The organism is Allostigmatella hybrida (assembly GCF_020103775.1).
Taxonomy (GTDB): Bacteria; Myxococcota; Myxococcia; order Myxococcales; family Myxococcaceae; genus Hyalangium; species Hyalangium aurantiaca.
On record NZ_JAHXBH010000012.1, the window covers coordinates 1 to 18,946 of the forward strand.

Genomic DNA, 18,946 nt, shown 5'->3' on the forward strand with positions numbered 1-18,946 from the left:
GCGGGGCCGCGGCGGCCGGGTTCGCGGGCGCCCGGGGCGTGGGGGCCGGGGTGGCGCCCGGGTTGGCCGGCATGTTGAGCCGCAGGGGCTCGCGGGTATAGGCAGGCGGAGGTGGCTGCGCGGGCGGCGGCATGGCCGCGGCCACGCTGGGCGGCAGCGAGGGCGAGCCGAGCGGCGGCGTCTTCTTCGCGTCCAGGGGCAGGGGCTCCGAGGCCACCGAGCGCGCCAGCCGCTCCACCATGGAGGCGGTGAGCGCCGCCTCCTCGTCCATCGCCTCCGCGGGGGGCGGGGGCGGCGCCGGCGCGGCCGAGGCGGGGCGGTTGTTGAGCGAGGCCATCAGCTGCGCGAAGCGCGGGGACAGCGGCTGCTTGTAGACGGCGGAGATCCACTCCCGGACGCGCAGCTCGGTGGCCACCCACAGCTCCAGGGGCTTGCCGAGCAGAAACCCCACCTCGTCCAGCTCCTTGCGGGGAACCGGGTAGCCGCAGGCCACGTGCAGCGAGTTGCCGTCCAGCGACAGGGGCACCACGCACAGCCGGTCGGCGATTTTCGGGGGGATGAAGGTGGCGACGTCCGAGTTGGGCTCGAAGTCCGCCAGGTTCACGGGCCGGTAGCCGGACACCTCACCCAGCAGCTCGAGCAGGCTGGCCTCGTTGCCGACCCCCAGCTCCAGCAGCGCCGTGTCGATCGCGCCGCCCCGGGTTTGCTGCTGACGCAAGGCGGCTTCCGCCGTCTCCTGGGGGAGAAGGCCGCGCGCGACCAGGAATTGAGCGAGTCGGGCTGGCATGGGGGTCGCGGCATCTTACGGCCATGCGCGCAAGGTACAATGCTGCTTTGGGTCAACTCGGTTGAACGACAAACGTCGAAGTGAGTTTGTCATGAAGGGTTTGGCCGCGCTTGTCGAACAGGGCCATCCAGAATCCACCCAGGAACAGTCCAAAAGAGACCGCCGAGAGCATCGCCCGGACGATGGCGCGGCCGGGCGCGGGCGCCAGGCCGTGGGTGTCCACCAGCCGAAGCCCCAGCACGAGCCGCCCCAGGGTGCGTCCGTTCCACAGGAACGCCGCCACCGCGCAGTAGACGAGCGCCAGCACCAAGAGGAGGAAGAAGCCGGGCACCAGCACCGACTGGAGCGCGTGCATCCACGCCGCCAGGGTGTCCATCTCGGTGAGCCCCTGGGACGAGGGGGCCTTCACGCCGGTGATGGAGGAGGCCAGGGTGATGTAGAGCGCGGCCACCCCCACGATGGCGGCCGTGTCGATGCCGAAGGACAGCAGCCGCCGCCAGAGCGACGCGGGACGGGCGTGGATTTCCTGGACGCCCGGCGTGGCCTGAGGCGCGGCCGGGGCGGCCGGGGCCCGGGCGGCGCGCGGGACGGAGGCCTCCGCGGGCGGGGGCATCACCGGCAGACCCGGGGACGCATGGCGCGGCGTCGGCTCCTCGCCAGCGGCGGCGGCCGGAGCAGGGCGGGCCGTGGGCGCGAAGGTGACGACCGAGATGGGCGCCGGGGTGGGCCGCACGGAGGGCATCGCGGGAGTGGAGGGCGGCCGGGCCACCGGGGTGGGCAGGGGCGCGTCCTTGAGCGTCTCCGGCTCCTCGTCCAGGGGGGTGAAGCGGGAGGCGGGGGCCTGCGGGGCGGGGCCTCGCGGCAGATCCGAGAAGCCCGGCACGCTGGGCTGGGAGCCCGACGGGCTGCGCTCGGGGGTGCGGCGGTCAATCCGGATGTCCTTGTCGAGCAACGGAGGACGGGCCGGAGGAGACTGCCTCACCGTCACCGCACAGGCGACACATTCTCCGATGGAGGGCAGATCGTAACCGCATTTCAGGCACTTGGACAACGGAGCCTCCCGGTGGCACAGAGGGGTGCTACATGTAAGGACGTCCTTGCACCGGGAGCAAGAAAAGCGCGAGCCCCCGATGGTTCCTCGCTTGAGGAACCGTCAGGGGCTCGGCACCGGAACCCCTCCGTTTCCGGAAGGTGCCGGTCCCTTCACGGCCGGGTTAGGCGTGAATGCGGCGCCGTCCCGCGGCGCCCACCAGCAAGAGCACCACGATGGAGCCGATGACGGACATCAGGATACCCGTCGGGTGGATGTCAAAGAGCCGCCCGTCCCGCGCGAAGAGCGAGCCGACGAGGCCGCCCACCAGCGAGCCGACCATGCCCAGCAGCGTGGTGGCGATGAGCCCCATGCTCTGGCGGCCCGGAAGGATGGCACGTGCAATGAGACCCGCGATGAGACCGATGATGATGAATGCGATGATTCCCATGGAAAGCGCTCCTCTTGGAGAAGGGGCCCCCTCGGCCCGGATGTGAGGAAAGTAGGATCGCCGATGTAGGTGTGGCACCTCGGGGCCAGAGGTGGCTTGCCTCCCTGGCTGCTACCCGAGCGTGCCGTCCAGGTGGCCCATCACCGCGAGCGCCGCCAGCGCCGCCGTCTCCGTGCGGAGGATGAGCGCCCCGAGCGTCACCCCGCGCGCCCCCAGCGCCCGGAGCGCGGAGACTTCCTCGCGCGTCAGTCCTCCCTCGGGCCCGACGACGAGCGCGACCGGGGCCCCGGCGGGGCACGCGCGAAAGGCCTCGCCCAGCGGCACCGCCGTCTCCTCCTCGTCCAGCACCAGGAGCTGGGTGCCGGGGGCCAGCGCCCGCGCGGCCTCCAGCAGGGGCACGGGCGGGTGGACCCGGGGCACGTCATTGCGCCGGCACTGGCGCGCGGCCTCCTCGACGATTTTCTCCCAGCGCACGGTGCGCTCCCCGGCGCGCTTGGGCTCGAGCTTCACCACGCTGCGCGCGGTGGCCACGGGGTGGAAGGCCGCCGCCCCCAGCTCCGTGCCCTTCTGGAGCACCCACTCCAGCTTGTCCCCCTTGGGCAGCCCCTGCAGCACGCTGAGCGCGCGGCGCGCGGGGGTGCTCCGGGCGGGCCCCAGCGTGAGGCGTGCCTCGCGCGCGTCCACGGCGGCCACGCGCGCGTCGAAGGCGCGGCCCGTGCCGTCGAAGACCTCCAGGGAGGCCCCCTCGCTCAGCCGCAGGACATGAAGCAGGTAGTGGTGGCGGTCTCCGGAGAGCGTCACCTCGGTGGGCGGGTGCTCCGGAAGGGGAACGAAGAGGCGAACCAAGGGCGGGTCTGCTCCGGCAAGGGCGGGAAAAGCGCCCCCGGATTCAACAGGGAGCGCCGCCCCGTGTCTCTAGCCACGCGCGGCCCCGCGCCCCGCGCCCCACGCCCCGGCTCAGGCGCGGGAGGCGGAGGGCGCCGGGTGCCGCGGCTTGACGGCGTAGTCGCCCAGCAGCACGGCCACGAAGAACAGGGGGCCCACCAGGGCGTGCACCAGGTTGGTGAAGAAGGAGGGCGACTTCTTCTCCCACACGGCATGGCCCGCGAGCTGGATGAGCCAGCCGCCAATGGCGATGGCCACCACGGCCCAGACGGGCAGGAGCCGGCCCAGCGGGAAGCACAGCGCGGTGGCCAGCGACACGATGAGGCCCAGCTTCAGGTCGGCCCGCAGGTACCAGAGCGTGGCCAGCGCCCAGGCCACCATGCCCAGCGTCAGCGTGCCTCCGGGCAGCACCGGCACGGCCACCAGCCGCACCCAGTCCAGCATGGCGACGATGTGCAGGACGATGAGGGGGATGGCCACCTTGTGCGTCAGGCGGTTGGTGGGGTGCTGGTGCGACGAGGCGTAGTCGTCGAAGAGGGCCAGGAGGCGAGGGCTGAGCATGTGGGAATCCTCCAAGGGTTCAACCCCGGCAGGCTAAGGAAACTTCACGCCCCTGTCCTGGCCCGGTGCGTCAAGGCACCGGGTGCTCCGGAATTTCCCATCCAGGGGTGAAACCCCGGCCGAAAGAACCGCCGTCACGGTGAGCCGGAAGCGCGGCCGCGGGCGCCGACGAATGGCTTGACTACGGTTGTAGTCAGCCGTACCTTTTGCGCGACTACAGTTGTCGTCACTCGGGTGGTGCATGACGAAGAAGCCGGTGGGAGAGCAGGAGCTGGCGGTGCTGCGGTACGTGGCGGAGCACGGCCCGGCCACGGTGGGGGAGGTGGCCGAGCGCTTCGGCGAGCCGCAGGGGCTGGCGCGCTCCACCATCCTGACGGTGATGGAGCGGCTGCGGCTCAAGGGGTACCTGACGCGGCGCAAGGTGGAGGGGGTGTTCCAGTACGCCTCGCCGGTGGCGCCGGACGAGCTGCTGCGGGGCGTGGTGGATGCCTTCGTGCAGCGGACGCTCTCCGGCTCGCTGTCGCCGTTCGTCACGTACCTGGCCGAGGCGGAGGACGTGTCCGACGAGGAGCTGAAGCAGCTTCAGGATGCCGTGGCGCGGCTGCGCCAGAAGCGGCGGAAGGAGTAAGCGCGATGGGACCGCTGGCGCTGCAGGACATGGGACCGTGGTTGTCCTCGTGGGGAGAGGGGCTGTGGCGGGCCACCTGGCAGGGCGCCCTGGCCACGCTGGCCGTGTGGGCCCTGGTGAAGGCGCTGCCGCGCCTGCCGGCCTCGGTGAAGGCGGGGCTCTGGTGGGCGGTGGCCCTCAAGTGCGTGCTGGCCCTGGGCTGGCCGCGCCCCGTGCCCTTGCCGCTGCTGGCCGCGGAGCCCGCGCGGAGCGTGCTCGCCGTGCCGCCAGCGCCCTTGCCGCGTGCCCAGGTGGCTTTCCCGCCGGAGGACGTCACGCCCGGGGTCCAGGCCCCCGCGCCGGAGGGAGGTGGCTGGGAGGCCGTGCTGGGATGGGGGGCCCTGCTCCTGTTCGCCGGGTGGGCGTCAGGGGTGGCCTGGCAGCTTCACGGCCACGTGCGCTCGTGGCGGCAGATCCGGGGCATGCGCGAGCGCGCGCGTCCGCTCGCCCATCCGGAGCTGGAGGAGGAGCTGGAGTTCCTCGCCGCGGAGGCGGGGCTTCGCCATCCGCCGAAGCTGCTCGTGTCCAGCGAGGTGGCCAGTCCGCTCGCCACGGGCCTGCTGTCCCCGGTGGTGGTGCTGCCCGTGAAGGCGGTGGAGGGGATGCCGGTGGAGGCGCTGCGCATGGCGCTGGCCCACGAGGTGGCCCACCTGCGGCGAGGGGATTTGTGGATGGGCTGGACGCCCGCCTTCGCGGAGACGGTGCTCTTCTTTCATCCCCTCGTGCGCCAGGCCGCGCGCGAGTACGCGCTGGCCCGGGAGGAGGCGTGTGACGCCGAGGCGCTTCGCCTCACCGGCGCCGAGCCCGCGGACTACGGCGAGCTGCTCATCGCCTTCGGAATCATCCGGGCGCCCGGCACGGCCGCGGCCCTGGGCGCATCCGCTCACCTTCACGCACTGCACAGGAGGCTTCGCATGTTGGAATCCGTCGATGTCATGTCCCCCCGTCCCCGCCGGTGGCTGAAGGGCGCGCTGTGCCTGCTCGGGGTGGTGGGCCTCGTTCCCTTCCAGGTCGTCGCGCAGGATGCGCCCCCGGCCCCCGCCGCCAAGGCCGCCGTGCCTGCCACGCCCGCCACCGAAGCGAGCCCCCCGGCGGCGCGCAAGGTCCCGGCCGTGCCGCCCGCGCCGCCTCCATCGGGGGCCTTCAGGGCGCCGCCCATGCCGCCCATGCCGCCCATGCCGCCCATGCCGCCCATGCCGCCCGTGGGGGGGCCCCGGGTGCCGCCCATGCCGCCCATGCCGCCCATGCCTCTTGTGCCCCCCGTGGACGATGGGGACAGCTTCGTGCTGGTCACGGATGGCTCGGTCACGATGTCGGGCAGCTCGGGGGATCTGCACCTGGCGCGCACCCTCAAGCAGAAGGGCAAGGACCTGCTGTACGTGCGCCGGGGAGACAAGCCCTTCCTCATCCGTGACGCGAAGACCCTGGAGCAGATCCGCGCGCTGATGAAGGAGCCCCAGTCCATGGGCAACGCGCAGCGGGAGCTGGGCATGAAGCAGGGCGAACTGGGAAAGAAGCAGGGGGAGCTGGGCGTGAAGCAGGGGGAGCTGGGCATGAAGCAGGCCCAACTCGGGATGAAGCACGCGGAGCTGGCGCAGAAGCGCGCCATGCTGGCGATGGAGCACTCCCGGCTGGAGTCCGTCCGGGACGAGGCGGAGCGGGCCCGGCTCGAGGCGGAGGTGGAGAAGAAGGAGGCGCAGCTCGAGAAGGAGGAGTCCGGGATGGAGAAGGAGCAGGAGGCCCTCAGCCGCCAGCAGGAGGCCCTCGGCGAGCAGCAGGAGGCCCTCGGCGAGCAGCAGGAGAAGCTGGGCGAGGAGCAGGAGAAGCTGAGCCATCAGCACGAGAAGCAGATGCGCGAGGTGAACACGAAGGTGCGCTCCGTCATCGACAGCGCGCTGAAGCAGGGGCTGGGCGAGCCGCTGCCGTCCTGAGCCCCCCGCCGGGCGCTACGGCTGGGGCGGCGGGGTGACGCGCACGGTGAGGGTCCGCTCCTCGGGAGGGCTCGAATCGTCCGTCACCCAGACGTGGAGCAGGAACAGGGTCTCCTCGCTCACGGTGGGCGCCGTCCAGGACATCGTGGCGTGCTCCTCCTCCTCGGGCCCCCCGAGGGGGGCGAAGTGCCCCAGCGGAGCGGCCGGCAGGAGCTGGCCCCAGGTGAACCAGAGCACGTCCTCCTCGGGATCCTCCGCCTCCACCGTGTAGAGCCCCTGCTGTCCGGACTCCAGCGTGGTGGGCCCCGTGAGCTCGCCCACGACGGGGGCGCCATCCCGCCAGAAGACGATGACGTAGATGGCCCCCTTGGCGATGGCGCCCCGTCCGTCCGAGACGGTGACGCTGAGCATGTACTCCCGGTCCCACCGGTGGATGTCAGGGGCGGTCCAGGTGGGGTTGGGCACCCCGGTGTCACTGAAGGTGCCTGGCATGGCCTGGCCCATGTCCGTCAGGTCCTTCCACTCCCAGGTATAGGTGAGCCGGTCATTGTCGGGATCCGAGGCCTCGACGGACAGGCGGATGGAGGTCTGTTCGTCCAGGTCCGTGGCGGAGGCCGTGGGGACGGCGGTGAAGACGGGCGGCCGGTTGGCCACCCCCGGGGTCTCCGCCGCCGTTCCCAACAGTCCCATGAACGCCAACGGCACAAGGGATGACAGAAGGTAAGGGCGCACGGGAGAACCTCGGGAAGGGGAGAGACGGAGGTTCAGAGAAGATAAGAAGCGGCGATTTCCGGGCGCGGGGGCCTCCAGTCGGAGCGCACTGTTCAGCGGTGGAAGTCCAGCCGCACCCATTCGCCCTGGGCCGCGCCGGGCTCCGCGATGAGCCCCTGGGCGCGGTAGGCCGCCTCCACCTCCTCCTTCTGATGGGCGAGGACTCCCGCCAGCACGAGCCGCTCCTTCACCTTGGGCGCGATGAGCGGGGCCAGAGCGATGAGCGTGTTGGCCAGGATGTTGGCCACCACCAGGTCGAACGCGCCCGGCACCTGCTCCAGCCCCTTGCCGGACAGCTCCACGTCCGGCGTGCCGTTGACGGCGGCGTTCTCCAGGGAGAGCTCCACCGAGGTGGGATCATTGTCGGTGCCCACCACGCGCCCGGCGCCCAGCTTCTTCGCCGCGATGGCGAGCACGCCCGTGCCCGTGCCCACGTCCAGCACGCTCGCCCCGGGGTGCGTGGCCATGTACGTGTCGATGGCGGCCAGGCACAGGGAGGTGGTCGGGTGGTCTCCGGTGCCGAAGGCCATCTTCGGCTCGATGACGATGCGCGTGCGGTCCTGGGGCGCGTTGGCGGCTTCCCACGGCGGGCCGACCCACAGGCGCCCCACCTGCACGGACTTGATGAGCGCCTTCCACTCGTTGCTCCAGTCCTGCTGGGGCTTCTCCTCCAGGAGGAGGCGGGCCTCGGAGAAGTCCTCGGCCACCTGGTCGCGGGCGGCCTCGGCGGTCTCCGCGTCCTCGAAGTAGGCGATGACGATGGCCTCGCCGGGGTTGGGGCCGCGCACGCCGGGCATGGGAGAGTCCTCCCGGTCTCGCACCTCGAGGCCCGTGGCCCCCGCCTCGTGGAGCACATCCTGGACGGACTCGGACTGGGCCTCCGGCAACTCCACGGTGAGCGACAAATAGGTCTGGGACATGGGGGCCCTTTATCCCTGGTGTGGCTATGGTGGAAGGGCCATGAGATTGCTCGCCCTGGGGGCGCTTGCCCTGGTGTTCGCCTGCGGGGGGCCGCCCGCGCCCGATGCCGCGCTCTGCCGGGATGTGCTCGCCCGGGTGTGCCTGGCGCGGAGCTGTCCTGCCGTGGGCGAGCCGCTCGGGCTCGGCACCGGGGTGTGCCAGGCCACGCTGGAGGCGCGCACCGGGTGTGGCGAGGAGGCGTTCGTCCTCTCGGAGCCCTCGCGCGAGCGGCTCCTGTTCTGCCGCCAGCCCCTGGTCCGGCGCGGCACGGATCCCGGCAAGGCGCCCACCTGCGGCGAGGTGGCAGAAGCCTTCCGGGACTGTCCGGACCTGGCCGCCTTCCTCCAGGGGGCGCCTCCATGAGGTGGAAGGGTGGGGTGGCCGTGGGGCTGGCGCTGATGGCGGGGTGCGCGCCGATTCCGTTGGAGCGCCGGGTGGAGCGGGGGCCTCTGCTGCGCACCTATACACAGGAGGTGGAACTCGGGGAGCGGACGCTGGCGGCGGAGGTGGAGGCGCGCTGGCCCCAGCTCACCTTCCGGTTTCTCGCCGCGGAGGTGTGCCGCACCGAGCAGCACGAGGAGTTCATCGAGAACGTCATCACCGAGCAGTACGACGCCTCCGCGGCCCCCGCCCTCAGTGCTGGGGCAGTGAACACGGCGGTGGGCGGCATCCTGTTGCTGGCCCGGCCGCTGTTCTCGAATGCACCGGACCGGGAGGAGATCGACCGGGAGGGCCGCTATGGGCCCTCGGCCCGGAAGAAGGCCACGATGTGGGGCGGGGCCTTGGTGGTGCTCGGGGTGCCGTCACTGGTGACGGGCATCGTCCAGACCCTGCGCTCTGGGTCGCGGACGGAGACGCGCAAGGGCGACACCGTGGTGAGCCTGCGCGAGGCCCCGTGCCGCGTGACGCCCGCGAATGGCACGGTGGAGTTCGCGGGCGGGGTGGGGGCGCCACCGGCTCCCCGGGAGACGGCGGACGGGGCCCTGACGCTCACGGCGGAGGAGTTCCGGGGCATGCACTTCGCGGGAATGCTTCTCGACGGGGTGCCCGCGCTCCTCTCCAGCGAGGCACAGGAACGGGTGACGAACTTCCGGGTCTGTGCCCGTTTGTTGACGGAACCGGTGCCTGCGGCGGAGTGGGCACGCGCGGGTGTGGGGCAGCTTCACGCCCTGCGCCAGCAGGTGGCGGGCTGTGAAGGGATTCCCGAAGCCCCAGTGGCCGAGCGGCTGCGCGCACTCGACGAAGCGCTCGCGGCGCAGGCATACCGTGCGGAGGAGCCGGGAACGCCTCGTGTGGGCTCGTTCGAGGACGCGCTGGCAGCCTACAGGCCCTCGCTGCACCTGACACCGGACAGCGCGGCGCTGTCGCGGCTGGAGGAGCCGGAAGCGCTCCAGGGCCAGTCGCTGGTGCTGCGCGGCGTGCTGGAGCGCTACGAGGGGCAGAACATCGCAGTGGTGCAGGTGGGGCCCACGCGCGTGCTGGTCTTCCTGGAGGAGAACCCACCCTGGGGCACGGGCGTGCCCCGGGGCTCACGGGTGGAACTGGTCGGCGTGGTGATGGGCCGCCAGCGGCTCGGGACACTGGAGTCTCCCCTGGTGCGCGCGGTGTGGATGCGCACCGCGCTCTGAACTCAGCAGTTATAGTGGGATTGCACTCAGGCCGTGCATTGCGGACAAATACGAACAAGGCGATAGGTTTATACGAACAAGGCGATAGGTTTATACGAACAAGGCGATAGGTTTAATTGAAATTTACGGTTCTGGTTTCGTATGAAAATTCAGCTAGACACTAGCAGCGTTAGTGAAGTGATGAAGACAGATGAGGCGCTTGACTTGTTCGTTGCAATGGTAAGGAAAAAGCGCTGGAAAGTCTCGATATCAAGACTTGTCTTGGAAGAGCTGCTTAGTTGTTCTGCAGAGAAGCAAATAGCGGCATGTGGACAGCTTTTTAGGCTGGCCGAACGCTTGAGGGACGTATTCTTGGTTGCATGTTCGGCACGGCAGTTGTGGCCGCTTGAGTTAGATCAATGCATTTCAGCAGTTCTTCCTGCTCCAGATTTCTCAACGGCTATGTCGCAGATTCAGCACGTAGCGTTAACGGGCAAAATTGAGGGAACAGACCTGTCCCAGATTGCGCATACCGTGAAGGGGTGGAAGCAGGATAGGGAAGAGAAATCTGTACTGGAACGAGTTCAAGGGCGTGCGTTTTTTGAACAGCAGGGGATGTCTGCACGTGGCCTTGGAATTGAGCTTGGGAAGTATGGGCCTAGGAGTATTCCTGAGTGGTTTCTTGAAAGTGCACTCAGAGAATTGGCAGGCCGTCCTAGTTTCTTTGTGAAACGCTTCTATCGAGAGCGAGATAGATTCCTATCGCTCCGTGCATGGGCCGCCCTGAGCCATATGGTGATGTTTTCTGACTCGATTCCCCCTGATTGGCGAAATCAACATCCGATCACAAGCTGGATGAAGTCCGATCGCAATAACTGGTTTGATGCAGGGGTAGCAGCATCCGCTGCTTACGTGGACGCATTTGTCACGCAGGATGCTAATTTGACAAAGCGCTGCCGGTGGCTCCGCAAGCGCGAGTGTCTGACGTTCGAAACACTGACACTTGAGCAGCTTTACGCTCGGCGAGGATGACTGGGTTTTTGTATGCTGCTGTAGGTGTTGGGGCGTTCCCTTCCCTTCTATGGGGACTATCCTGAGCCCGGCAACCAGCAGGTGGGTGGCCATCACCACGGAGAACTCCCATGAATCAGGCGGGAATGGCGGTTCTATTGGTGCTCCTCACCGGATGCGCCACAACTCCAGGGACGGGAGGCTCTGGCCCTTTGTCTTCGTCAGGAGGCCAGCCTGCGGCGAAGAAAGAACTCCCCTGGCTCTCAGTGCCGGGCGGGCGGATGAAGACGACCCTCTTCTATGGTCCCTGGCAATGCCGCCAAGAATTCATGAACGGGTGCCGGAAGAAGTGCGTCAGTGAAGGCTTCACCCTCATGGGTTGTATCTGGCTGGCCGACCTCAAATTTGATTGGGAGGGAAGCCTTCTCTTTTTGCCTGTGCCAGTGAAGGCCGGGAGCCGCTACGGCGTTCATCACTGCTGCTGCAACTATTCCACGTTGGCGAAGGCGGAGAACGATGCTGCGCGCCAGGAATGGAAGAGCGCGATGAAGTCCTTTCGAAAAGATTGGAGTCAGCGGTTTGGAGAGTGGCCCTCAGCCGATGGCGTGTCATGGCCGGGGCACCACATCTGGGACCTTTGGCATGGGGGTGATCCCGTGGATCCCAACAATGTCTTCCCCGCGCAACCGGGCGTTCACGATCTCTACACCCGAGCTTACCCTGCCTGCTACGCAGGTCAGCCGCCCTGGAATACAGTGGGACCTGCTCTGCCCTACATGGACAATTGAAAATGGCCACATCTATGAGCAACCTGCTCGAAGAGGTCTCCCGTAGCCACTTTCCGTACCCGCCCTCCTCAATCGAGGAAATTGAGGCGTTCGAGCAGCGGGTGGGCTGGCGGTTGGATCCTGACCTGAGGGCTTTTTATCTGCACTGCAATGGGGCGGAGTTGATTGAGCGGTTACCGGATACCCCTTACCGTATCCTTCCTTTGTCGAAGATTGTCCGGGCGCGGATTGCCATCTACGGCGAGGATGACGACAAGTGGGGGCCACCCGCAGTGTATACCCTCTGCGACGTACAGGACGGGGACTTCGTCCTGATAGATGTGAGTCGACAAGAGAATGGCCGGTATCCTTTGATGGATGGCTACCACGAGGCGTGGCCGAACCCGGAATACTGCGGGCCTATCGCCAATTCCTTCGCGGAGTTTTTGGAGGCGGCGATGCTCGCTCGCCGCCCTGTGTATTGGTTGGGGAAAAGGTGATTCAACCCATGGTTCTGAGTTCGCGTTTCGCACTTTTTAGGTGACTCCGGCCGCAGCGACCCGAAGGGTATCGGGGAGCAGGACCAAGAGGTTTTGACGCCCCTGGTGCGCCGCCGGGGTCGCCGAAAGTGCAGGCTTCAAACAAGCCAGACGAAGCGTGGCCAACATGTCGGCAAAGGAAGGGCGGACCTTGTGGCGGTACCAAGGGCGAGCCACGGGGGTGTAGAGCCGATGGCCGTGCTGGGCAAACCAGAGCACCGTGAGACTGTAGAGGAGCATGGCCAAGGGAGCGGTTCTTCGGACCGCCAGGCGGCTCCAGCCCTGGGGCTCCTCGAAGCCCAAGTGGCTCTTGCTGCCTTGAAAGGCTTCCTCAATCGACCAGCGGCCCGCGTACTCGGCCAGCACCTGCTCCGCGGACAGCGCGAGGTCCGTGGAATAGAAGGCCTGAAGAGGACGCCCTCCCGTCAAGGGCTCCACGACCACGATTTTGAGAGGACGGTGAGGGACGCCATACCAATAGGCCACGGTTTCCACCCAACGCACCGTGTCCTGTCGGCCGTAGAGGTGGAGCGTCACTCGGCGGGCGCGTTGCTGCGCGAGCATTTGCTGCGGGGAAGGCAGGCGCAGGCCACGCTTGCGAGGCCGCCCTTGGGTTCCTGGCTTGCGCGCGGGAGGTGGGGCGAACAAGCGCGCATCCAAAGGCAATCGGCTGAGCAAATCACAATTCTCTGGCAGGTGCCCCAAGACGCTCTGGCCCCCGTAGGTGGAGTCCGCCGCGACGCGAAAGCGGCGCTCCGTCAACGCCGTGCAGAGGAACTGGAGCAACTCCACCGCCAACTCCGGCCGTGTGCGGTACTTCAGGTGCCATCGGGCAGCGGCCTTCTGGTTGAGGTAGAGCCGGAAGAGCACCGGCAGGCTGAAGAATCGGTCTGGACAGCAGGGTACCTGCACCCGTACCGCCAGCACCACCCAGCTATGGCCCCAACTCGTCACCGCATACCGGCGGCTGCTGGCCAACGGGTCATGGTGCATGCCCGCGCCGAATACCTTCAGGCCTCGCTTGCGCGCCAGCGTGTCATCCAACGTCAACGGCACGGGCCCTTCGCCCAGCAGCGGCAGCGCCAGGCGCACCACTGCCAATCCCACCTGGTCCAAGCTCCAGCGCGCCGTCGCAAACAGCCGGTAGTAGGCCGAGAAGTGCTTCGAGGTGCTGCCTGCGGCGGCCACCAACACCCCGGTGAGGGTCCGCCGTCCAGCGAACACCCAGCCCTGCACCACCGTGACCAGTGAGAGCAGGCTCGGCAGCGTCATGCTGGCCCCCATCGAGGCGAGCAATTGAAGAAACGTGCTTGGCAGTCCCATGACATCCCCCGTTGGCAGGAGGACGCTTCGCACGGAGTTCTTCTCTGGGCCGTCCTCCCCGCCGGATAGGCTCTCTGCTAAGAGACCTAACAGGTCCGACGTCCTCATGCAGAGAGCTTCTGTCCCCTGGCCCACCTCCAAGCAGCCCGCTCAGCCCTGCGGCGCATGCCTCCCCTCGGACGAGCCCCCTCTCAAAAGTGCGAAACTCGAACTGAGAAGGCGCTCACATGAAGGAGCGCTTTCATGGACTCCCATTGGTTAATGGAAAGAGAAAGCTACCAACCCGGATGGCATGCAAAGGGGGATTCTGGCCATGGCTGCTGGCACTGGAAGCCCTCTGCGCAGACGGGGGTAGTCTGTGGATCGCAAGCGGGTATGCATTTCCAGCCATCGCAGACCTTCCCAGCGGAGCAATGAGAATCCTTGCCGCACCGCTCGATGATCATCCGTGGCGCACTGGCTGTCGGTGCAGTACGAGTGCCGATACCGGGAGGCATATAACATCGGGCTCATGCGTCCCCCGTAGGAGCCCCAGGACCGGTTTCGGGTTGAATCAGTCGCCCCAGTATCAGCACGAGCGGCAGTGGCAGGAGCACAGCTGCACAGAGACTGAAGAGCGTGCGCCACGTCATCCACCGCAGTCGCGACATTTCTTGGCATCGAGGAGGGGCGCGCCCGGCCGTGTCCTGGCTCCGGGCGGCCCTTCCGTTCAGTTGTTACGGCCCGACGATGGCGAGCGCGCTCCGGTCGAAGTTGATGACCCGGCGCGCAGCCTCCCGGACATCCTCGGCCGTCACCGCCGCCACCCGCTCCGCGTAGTGCAGGAAGTTCTCCTGGCCCAGGCCGTAGCAGGCATCCAGGGCGATGATCGCCGCGCGGGCCCCGTTGCGCTGCAGGCCGATCTCGTGCGTGCCGATGAGGTGCTGCTTGGCGCTCGCCAGCTCCGCCTCGGGCACGGGCTCATCCCGCACACGCTCCAGCTCCGTGCGGATGCCCGCCAGCGCCGCGTCCAGCTTCTCGGGGCTCGTGCCCATGTAGACCGCGAAGTAGCCCGGATCCACGCCCTCCACCGAGAAGCTGCTAACGCTGTACGCCATGGAGCGCTTGTCGCGCAGCTCGATGAAGAGCCGCCCGCCCTGGCCCGACAGCAGCGTGGAGAGCACCTCCAGCGAGTGCCGCCACGGATCCGTGATGCGCGCTCCCGGGAAGCCCAGCACGAGGTGCGCCTGCGCCCGCGCCAGCACCCGCTTGTCCTGGCGTGCCGACTCGGGCGCCGCCTCCAAGGGCACCTGTGGCGCCGCGGCCGCCCGGCCCTTCGAGGTGCCGAAGCACTCCCGCGCCAGCGCCACCACCTCGTCCGCCTTCACGTCGCCCACCACGCTCAGCGTGAGCTGGGACGGATCCATGTGCGCCGCGTGCCAGGCGCTCAGCGCCTCGGGCCCCAGCTTCTCCACCGAACCCGTCTCGCCCTGCGAGGGCATGCGGTAGGGGTGCGTGCGGAACAGCGTCTTATTGAAGAGCTCGAAGGCCAGGCTCGACGGCTTGTCCTCGCGCGTGAGGATGTCCTGCAAGAGCAGGCCGCGCTCGCGCTTCACCTCGGCCTCCGGGAAGGCCGGGTTCAGCAAGCAGTCGGCGAAGAGCCGGAACGCAGGCTCGAAGTGCTTCGACAGGAACTCGCCCCGCAGGCCCACCGAGTTGCGCCCGCCCTGTCCGGAGAGCGAGCCCGCGTACGCGTCGATGAGGTGGGAAATCTCCTCCGCGTCATGGGTGGGCGTGCCCCGGGTGAGGGTGCGTCCCAGGAGCGTGGTGATGCCGTTGTCCGCTGCCGTCTCGTAGCGCAAGCCGCCCGGGAACACCGCGCGCACGGCGAACAGGGGCACGGCGCGCTCCTCGCGGATGAGCAGGCGCGCCCCCGAGGGCAGCCGCTCCTCCACCACCTTCGCCGCGCTCACCGCCGAGGCCCGTCCCAGCCGCATGGGCTGCTCGGACACCGCCGCCTTGGGCGTGCGGCGCTCCGTTCTCGGCGCGGGCGCTTCGTGCTGCGCCCGGTCGAGAATGGCCTGGGCCTGGGCCTCATCGAAGGCCGTGCCTTGTGGCAACAGCCCCGTGAGCACCGCGTTCTCGAAGCGCAGGTAGCGCTCGGCCACGGCCCGGATGTCCTCCGGGGTGAGCCGGGCCACCGCCTCGTAGTAGCGCGCCTCCGCTTCCAGCCCGTCCATGCTGGACTGGTAGTAGCCCAGCTTGCGCGCCAGGCCCTGCACCGTCTCGCGCTGGTAGACGGCCTCCGCCTCGATGAGCGCCTTCACCGTGGCGAGCTCCTCCGCGGCCACCGGCTGCGTGCGAAGTCCGGCCAGCACCCGCGCCGTCTCCTCCAGGGCGCCGGCCAGGTTCGCAGGCGGCAGGGTGAGCGACGCGGTGAACAGGCCCGCGTCCCGCGGCGTGTACGCCGAGGCGTGGATGTCGTTGACGAGGCTCCGCTTGCGTTTGACTTCCAGCGCCAGCCGGGACGAGTCCCCCTGGCCCGCCAGCATCGCCAGCACGTCCAGGGCGGGCACATCCGGGTGGCTCGCCTGGGGGATGGCGAAGCCCAGGTGCAGGTAGGCCTCCTTCACCTCATCCTGGCGCAGCAGCAGGCGTCGGCCGGTGGCGGCGGGCTCGGCCGCCCGGGGCTTGAGCCCCTCGAAGGGCCGGCCCCAGTCCCCGCCGAAAATCTCGTCCACCCACTGCCGCAGCTCCGCTTCCTTCATGTCTCCCACCACCGAGAGCACCAGGTTCTTCGGCGAGTAGTACCGGTTGTAGAACTCCAGCACCTTCTCGCGCGTGAAGCTGCGCACGCTCTCCTCGGTACCGATGACGGGGTGCCGGTACGGGTGGACCGCATAGGCGGTGGAGAACAAGTCCCGCGAGGCGCGCCGGGACGGGGTGTCCTGGCTGCGCTTGATTTCCTCGCACACCACCTCGCGCTCGCGCGACAGCTCCTCCGCGTCGAACGCGGAGCTGCGCACCGCGTCCCCCAGGATGTCCAACCCCATCCGGGCGAACTGGCTGGCGATGACGATGTGGTAGACCGTCTGGTCGAAGGACGTCCAGGCGTTGATTTCGCCGCCATGGGCCTCCACGTCCCGGGCAATCTCCCCCGGCCCCCGGCGCGCCGTGCCCTTGAAGAGCATGTGCTCATGCAGGTGGGCGAGGCCCGCCTGGTCCGGCCGCTCGTCAGCGCTGCCGACCTTCACCCAAACCTGGAAGGCCGCGACCTTGGCGGCATGCTGCTCCTCGAAGACGACGGTGAGCCCGTTGGGGAGGGTGTAGCGCAGGGGCATGGAAAGCGTCCAAAGCGGGACCCCACCTGTACGGAACCCAGGCAGGGTGTGGGTTTTGCCTTACTGAGTAACGCTTGGGCCGCCCCCTGGCGAGCCCGAAGCACGTCTGGAACCCCTCCAGCAGGCCATGCGTCCGATATCGGCCTGTGTAGTTGGAGAACACCCCGGACGGGGGCTAACCTGTGATTCTCATGGCGTCACCCATGGAAGAGGGGGATCCCCTCGCGGATCTGCGCGAAAGCCTGCTGGAGGGGGAAGTGTCCCTGGCGGCCTCTCCTTCCATGCACCCAGCGCCGCCCTCCATGACCCCTCCTCCTCTGCCTCCCAAGAAGGCGGTCCCCGTCTCCGCGTCCGTCCCCGCCACCTCCCCGGCCAGCCGGGCTTCGGGCAGCGTGCCCTCGGTGGCCCCGGCCAAGGCCCCCCGCCCCACGGGAACGGATCCCTTTGGCGAGCCCCCCGAGCCCCGGATGACCATGGGCGCGGCGCCCGAGGAGAAGCTCGAGTTCTTCCGCCAGGTGCTCAAGCAGAAGACCGAGACGCTGGCGCGTGCCCGCTCCCTCTATGAGGAGAAGGAGACGGAGCTGTTCTCGCTGCGCCAGTCGGTGAACCTCCTCCAGAAGGACGTCACCACCGCCAAGAAGGAGGCCCTGGACACCAAGGGCCAGCTGGGCGGCCTCAAGGACTTGCCGCAGAAGCTCACCGAGGCGAAGGAGTCCCTGGCCAAGCAGGAGAAGCGCGCCATCACGGCGGAGCTGCGCGTGGCGGAGCTGGAGATGGAGCTCCAGGGGGTGGAGGCGGACCGGAAGGACCTGTCGCGGGCCCTGGCGGACGTCGAGTCGGACATGCCCACCCTCCAGGACGAGCTGCGCCTGGAGCGCGAGGCCCGCGCGTCCCTCGCCGAGGAGCTCATCGGCGCCAAGGAGGCCCTGTCGCTGGCGCAGGACCGGGTGGCGGACCTGGCCGCGGAGAAGTCCGAGGCCCAGGGCACCATGGAGGCCGTGCAGGAGCAGTACCAGGCGGCCCTCGCGGACCTGGAGCGGATGACGGGCGAGCTGCAGGTGGCCACCGCCGAGCGCGAGGAGCTGTCGCTGCGCACCGGGCAGCTGGAGGCGGCGCTGGCCGAGGCCACCGGCTCGCTGAGCGCGCTGGAGAGCGAGAGCGAGTGGTCCCGCAGCTCGCTGGAGGAGGCCCAGGGGCGCGCCCAGCTCTCGGAGGTGGAGCGGGACGAGGCCCGGGCGGAGGCCACCGCGCTGCGCCAGCAGCTGGAGGCGGCGGAGGCGGCCCAGGCCACGCTCCAGAAGCGCGTCGCCGAGCTGGAGCGCAACCTCGCCTTCAAGGACGCGGACCTGGTGGGGGTGCGCGCGGCGCTGTCGGCCCGCACGGCGGAGGCGGGCTCGCTCATTGGCCGGGCGGAGACGGCCGAGTCCCAGATCGCTTCGCTCAAGGAGCAGAAGCAGGCGCTGGAGGCCGAGGTGAGCGCGGCCACCGAGCGGGCGCAGGCGGCCGAGGTGGAGGTGGCCTCGCTCAAGGGCGCGCTGGAGGCCAGCGAAGTAGAGCAGGCGATGCTGCGCGACCGGATGGATTCGGAAGGCGCGGCCCTGACCGACGCGGCGCAGGCCGCCGAGCAGCAGGTGGAGGAGCTGTCCACCGCGCTGGAGGAGGTCCGCGCCGAGCGCGAGGCCTCCGCGGCCCAGGTGGCCGCGCTCCAGGCGGAGCGGGATGCGCTGAGCGAGCGGGTGGCCACGCTGGAGGCGGGCGGGGCCGAGCAGGGCTCGCAGGTGGAGGCGCTCAACACGGCGCTGGAGGTGGTGCGGGCGCAGTCCGAGGACTCGGTGCAGCGGCTGAACCAGCGGGTGAAGATGCTGGAAGGGGCGCTGGAGGCGGCCCGGGGCGAGGCGGCGGCGGCGGCGAAGAAGGCCTCCTCCGAGAGCCAGGCCTTCGAGAACACGGCGCGCACGCTCCGCAAGAAGGAGGAGGAGGCCACGAGGGCCCGCGCGGAGCTGGAGAAGAAGCTGGCCCAGGCGGAGGCGAAGCTCCAGGGCACCAAGTCCGAGAGCACCGGGCTGGAGTTGAAGGTGGCCGAGCTGGAGCAGGCGCTCCAGGCGGAGCAGTCGGGCCGCGCGGCGCTGGAGCAGCAGCTCGTCGAGGCGCAGAGCGTCGCCCCGGCGGCGGGCCCAGCGTCCGAGGAGCTGCTGGCCGAGCGCGACAAGCTCAAGGCGGACCTCGCGGCGATGAAGCGCAAGCTGGTACAGGCGGAGTCCGCGCTGGAGATGGCGGCCAGCTACAAGGCGAAGGTGGCCCGGCTGGAAGCGCAGCTGAAGGCAGCCGGTAAATAG

General features: G+C 69.0%; 17 protein-coding genes. 8 read left to right on the top strand and 9 right to left on the bottom strand.

The window, feature by feature from the left end:
• The 5 genes from KY661_RS19655 to KY661_RS19675 all read right to left on the bottom strand — a co-directional run.
• On the bottom strand, positions 1–718 hold a 718-nt coding region (locus tag KY661_RS19655; protein ID WP_450097574.1), incomplete at its 3' end, for a GspE/PulE/PilB domain-containing protein.
• A gap of 121 nt (positions 719–839) precedes the next feature.
• Positions 840–1,838, bottom strand: coding sequence for an RDD family protein (locus KY661_RS19660; RefSeq protein ID WP_225411670.1), 999 nt, complete (start codon positions 1,836–1,838; stop codon positions 840–842).
• 163 nt (positions 1,839–2,001) lie between these two features.
• Positions 2,002–2,268 carry a GlsB/YeaQ/YmgE family stress response membrane protein gene (locus KY661_RS19665; RefSeq protein ID WP_075007807.1) on the bottom strand — a complete coding sequence of 89 codons (267 nt, stop codon included), beginning with the start codon at positions 2,266–2,268 and terminating at the stop codon, positions 2,002–2,004.
• Between the two features lie 111 nt (positions 2,269–2,379).
• Positions 2,380–3,114, bottom strand: coding sequence for a 16S rRNA (uracil(1498)-N(3))-methyltransferase (locus tag KY661_RS19670; RefSeq protein ID WP_075007808.1), 735 nt, complete (start codon positions 3,112–3,114; stop codon positions 2,380–2,382).
• A gap of 111 nt (positions 3,115–3,225) precedes the next feature.
• A complete protein-coding gene (locus tag KY661_RS19675; RefSeq protein WP_225411671.1) occupies positions 3,226–3,714 on the bottom strand; it encodes an Mpo1 family 2-hydroxy fatty acid dioxygenase in 489 nt (162 codons plus the stop codon).
• Positions 3,715–3,955: 241 nt separating this feature from the next.
• Here KY661_RS19675 and KY661_RS19680 point away from each other — a divergent pair, with 241 nt between their 5' ends.
• Positions 3,956–4,342 (top strand): BlaI/MecI/CopY family transcriptional regulator, encoded by a 387-nt coding sequence (locus KY661_RS19680; RefSeq protein WP_075007810.1) that lies wholly within the window; start codon positions 3,956–3,958, stop codon positions 4,340–4,342.
• 5 nt (positions 4,343–4,347) lie between these two features.
• Positions 4,348–6,312, top strand: a complete 1,965-nt coding sequence (locus tag KY661_RS19685) for a M56 family metallopeptidase (protein ID WP_225411672.1) — start codon at positions 4,348–4,350, stop codon at positions 6,310–6,312.
• Between the two features lie 15 nt (positions 6,313–6,327).
• Here the strand turns inward: KY661_RS19685 and KY661_RS19690 are convergent, their stop codons facing one another.
• Positions 6,328–7,002, bottom strand: a complete 675-nt coding sequence (locus KY661_RS19690; protein ID WP_225411673.1) for a PKD domain-containing protein — start codon at positions 7,000–7,002, stop codon at positions 6,328–6,330.
• 134 nt (positions 7,003–7,136) lie between these two features.
• Positions 7,137–8,003 (bottom strand): 50S ribosomal protein L11 methyltransferase, encoded by an 867-nt coding sequence (gene prmA, locus KY661_RS19695; RefSeq protein WP_225411674.1) that lies wholly within the window; start codon positions 8,001–8,003, stop codon positions 7,137–7,139.
• Between the two features lie 40 nt (positions 8,004–8,043).
• Between prmA and KY661_RS19700 the strand changes: the two genes are divergently transcribed.
• The 5 genes from KY661_RS19700 (at position 8,044) to KY661_RS19720 (ending at position 11,928) form a co-directional block, all read left to right on the top strand.
• Entirely contained in the window at positions 8,044–8,406 is a 363-nt protein-coding gene (locus KY661_RS19700; RefSeq protein ID WP_225411675.1) for a hypothetical protein, read from the top strand.
• A complete protein-coding gene (locus KY661_RS19705) occupies positions 8,403–9,671 on the top strand; it encodes a hypothetical protein (protein ID WP_225411676.1) in 1,269 nt (422 codons plus the stop codon). The genes KY661_RS19700 and KY661_RS19705 overlap by 4 nt, the downstream gene beginning before the upstream one ends.
• 180 nt (positions 9,672–9,851) lie before the next feature.
• On the top strand, positions 9,852–10,682 hold the full coding sequence (locus KY661_RS19710) for a hypothetical protein (RefSeq protein WP_225411677.1): 831 nt from the start codon (positions 9,852–9,854) through the stop codon (positions 10,680–10,682).
• A gap of 260 nt (positions 10,683–10,942) precedes the next feature.
• A complete protein-coding gene (locus KY661_RS19715; protein ID WP_225411678.1) occupies positions 10,943–11,449 on the top strand; it encodes a hypothetical protein in 507 nt (168 codons plus the stop codon).
• 2 nt (positions 11,450–11,451) lie between these two features.
• Positions 11,452–11,928 (top strand): SMI1/KNR4 family protein, encoded by a 477-nt coding sequence (locus KY661_RS19720; RefSeq protein ID WP_225411679.1) that lies wholly within the window; start codon positions 11,452–11,454, stop codon positions 11,926–11,928.
• 36 nt (positions 11,929–11,964) lie between these two features.
• Here the strand turns inward: KY661_RS19720 and KY661_RS19725 are convergent, their stop codons facing one another.
• Both KY661_RS19725 and KY661_RS19730 read right to left on the bottom strand, forming a co-directional pair.
• Positions 11,965–13,290 carry an IS701 family transposase gene (locus tag KY661_RS19725; protein WP_225411680.1) on the bottom strand — a complete coding sequence of 442 codons (1,326 nt, stop codon included), beginning with the start codon at positions 13,288–13,290 and terminating at the stop codon, positions 11,965–11,967.
• Positions 13,291–14,006: 716 nt separating this feature from the next.
• Positions 14,007–16,610: a M16 family metallopeptidase gene (locus KY661_RS19730; RefSeq protein ID WP_225411681.1), complete on the bottom strand. Its 2,604-nt coding sequence runs from the start codon at positions 16,608–16,610 to the stop codon at positions 14,007–14,009.
• A gap of 203 nt (positions 16,611–16,813) precedes the next feature.
• Here KY661_RS19730 and KY661_RS19735 point away from each other — a divergent pair, with 203 nt between their 5' ends.
• Positions 16,814–18,946, top strand: a complete 2,133-nt coding sequence (locus KY661_RS19735; RefSeq protein WP_225411682.1) for a coiled-coil domain-containing protein — start codon at positions 16,814–16,816, stop codon at positions 18,944–18,946.

What these genes read in the sequence shown, in the direction of transcription:
- KY661_RS19675 (WP_225411671.1), bottom strand. Translation starts at nt 3,714, where the DNA reads ATGCTCAGCCCTCGCCTCCTGGCCCTCTTCGACGACTACGCCTCGTCG.
- prmA (WP_225411674.1), bottom strand. Translation starts at nt 8,003, where the DNA reads ATGTCCCAGACCTATTTGTCGCTCACCGTGGAGTTGCCGGAGGCCCAG.
- KY661_RS19685 (WP_225411672.1), top strand. Translation starts at nt 4,348, where the DNA reads ATGGGACCGCTGGCGCTGCAGGACATGGGACCGTGGTTGTCCTCGTGG.
- KY661_RS19665 (WP_075007807.1), bottom strand. Translation starts at nt 2,268, where the DNA reads ATGGGAATCATCGCATTCATCATCATCGGTCTCATCGCGGGTCTCATT.
- KY661_RS19730 (WP_225411681.1), bottom strand. Translation starts at nt 16,610, where the DNA reads ATGCCCCTGCGCTACACCCTCCCCAACGGGCTCACCGTCGTCTTCGAG.
- KY661_RS19725 (WP_225411680.1), bottom strand. Translation starts at nt 13,290, where the DNA reads ATGGGACTGCCAAGCACGTTTCTTCAATTGCTCGCCTCGATGGGGGCC.
- KY661_RS19735 (WP_225411682.1), top strand. Translation starts at nt 16,814, where the DNA reads ATGGAAGAGGGGGATCCCCTCGCGGATCTGCGCGAAAGCCTGCTGGAG.
- KY661_RS19700 (WP_225411675.1), top strand. Translation starts at nt 8,044, where the DNA reads ATGAGATTGCTCGCCCTGGGGGCGCTTGCCCTGGTGTTCGCCTGCGGG.
- KY661_RS19710 (WP_225411677.1), top strand. Translation starts at nt 9,852, where the DNA reads ATGAAGACAGATGAGGCGCTTGACTTGTTCGTTGCAATGGTAAGGAAA.
- KY661_RS19705 (WP_225411676.1), top strand. Translation starts at nt 8,403, where the DNA reads ATGAGGTGGAAGGGTGGGGTGGCCGTGGGGCTGGCGCTGATGGCGGGG.
- KY661_RS19720 (WP_225411679.1), top strand. Translation starts at nt 11,452, where the DNA reads ATGGCCACATCTATGAGCAACCTGCTCGAAGAGGTCTCCCGTAGCCAC.
- KY661_RS19715 (WP_225411678.1), top strand. Translation starts at nt 10,943, where the DNA reads ATGAAGACGACCCTCTTCTATGGTCCCTGGCAATGCCGCCAAGAATTC.
- KY661_RS19680 (WP_075007810.1), top strand. Translation starts at nt 3,956, where the DNA reads ATGACGAAGAAGCCGGTGGGAGAGCAGGAGCTGGCGGTGCTGCGGTAC.
- KY661_RS19690 (WP_225411673.1), bottom strand. Translation starts at nt 7,002, where the DNA reads ATGGGACTGTTGGGAACGGCGGCGGAGACCCCGGGGGTGGCCAACCGG.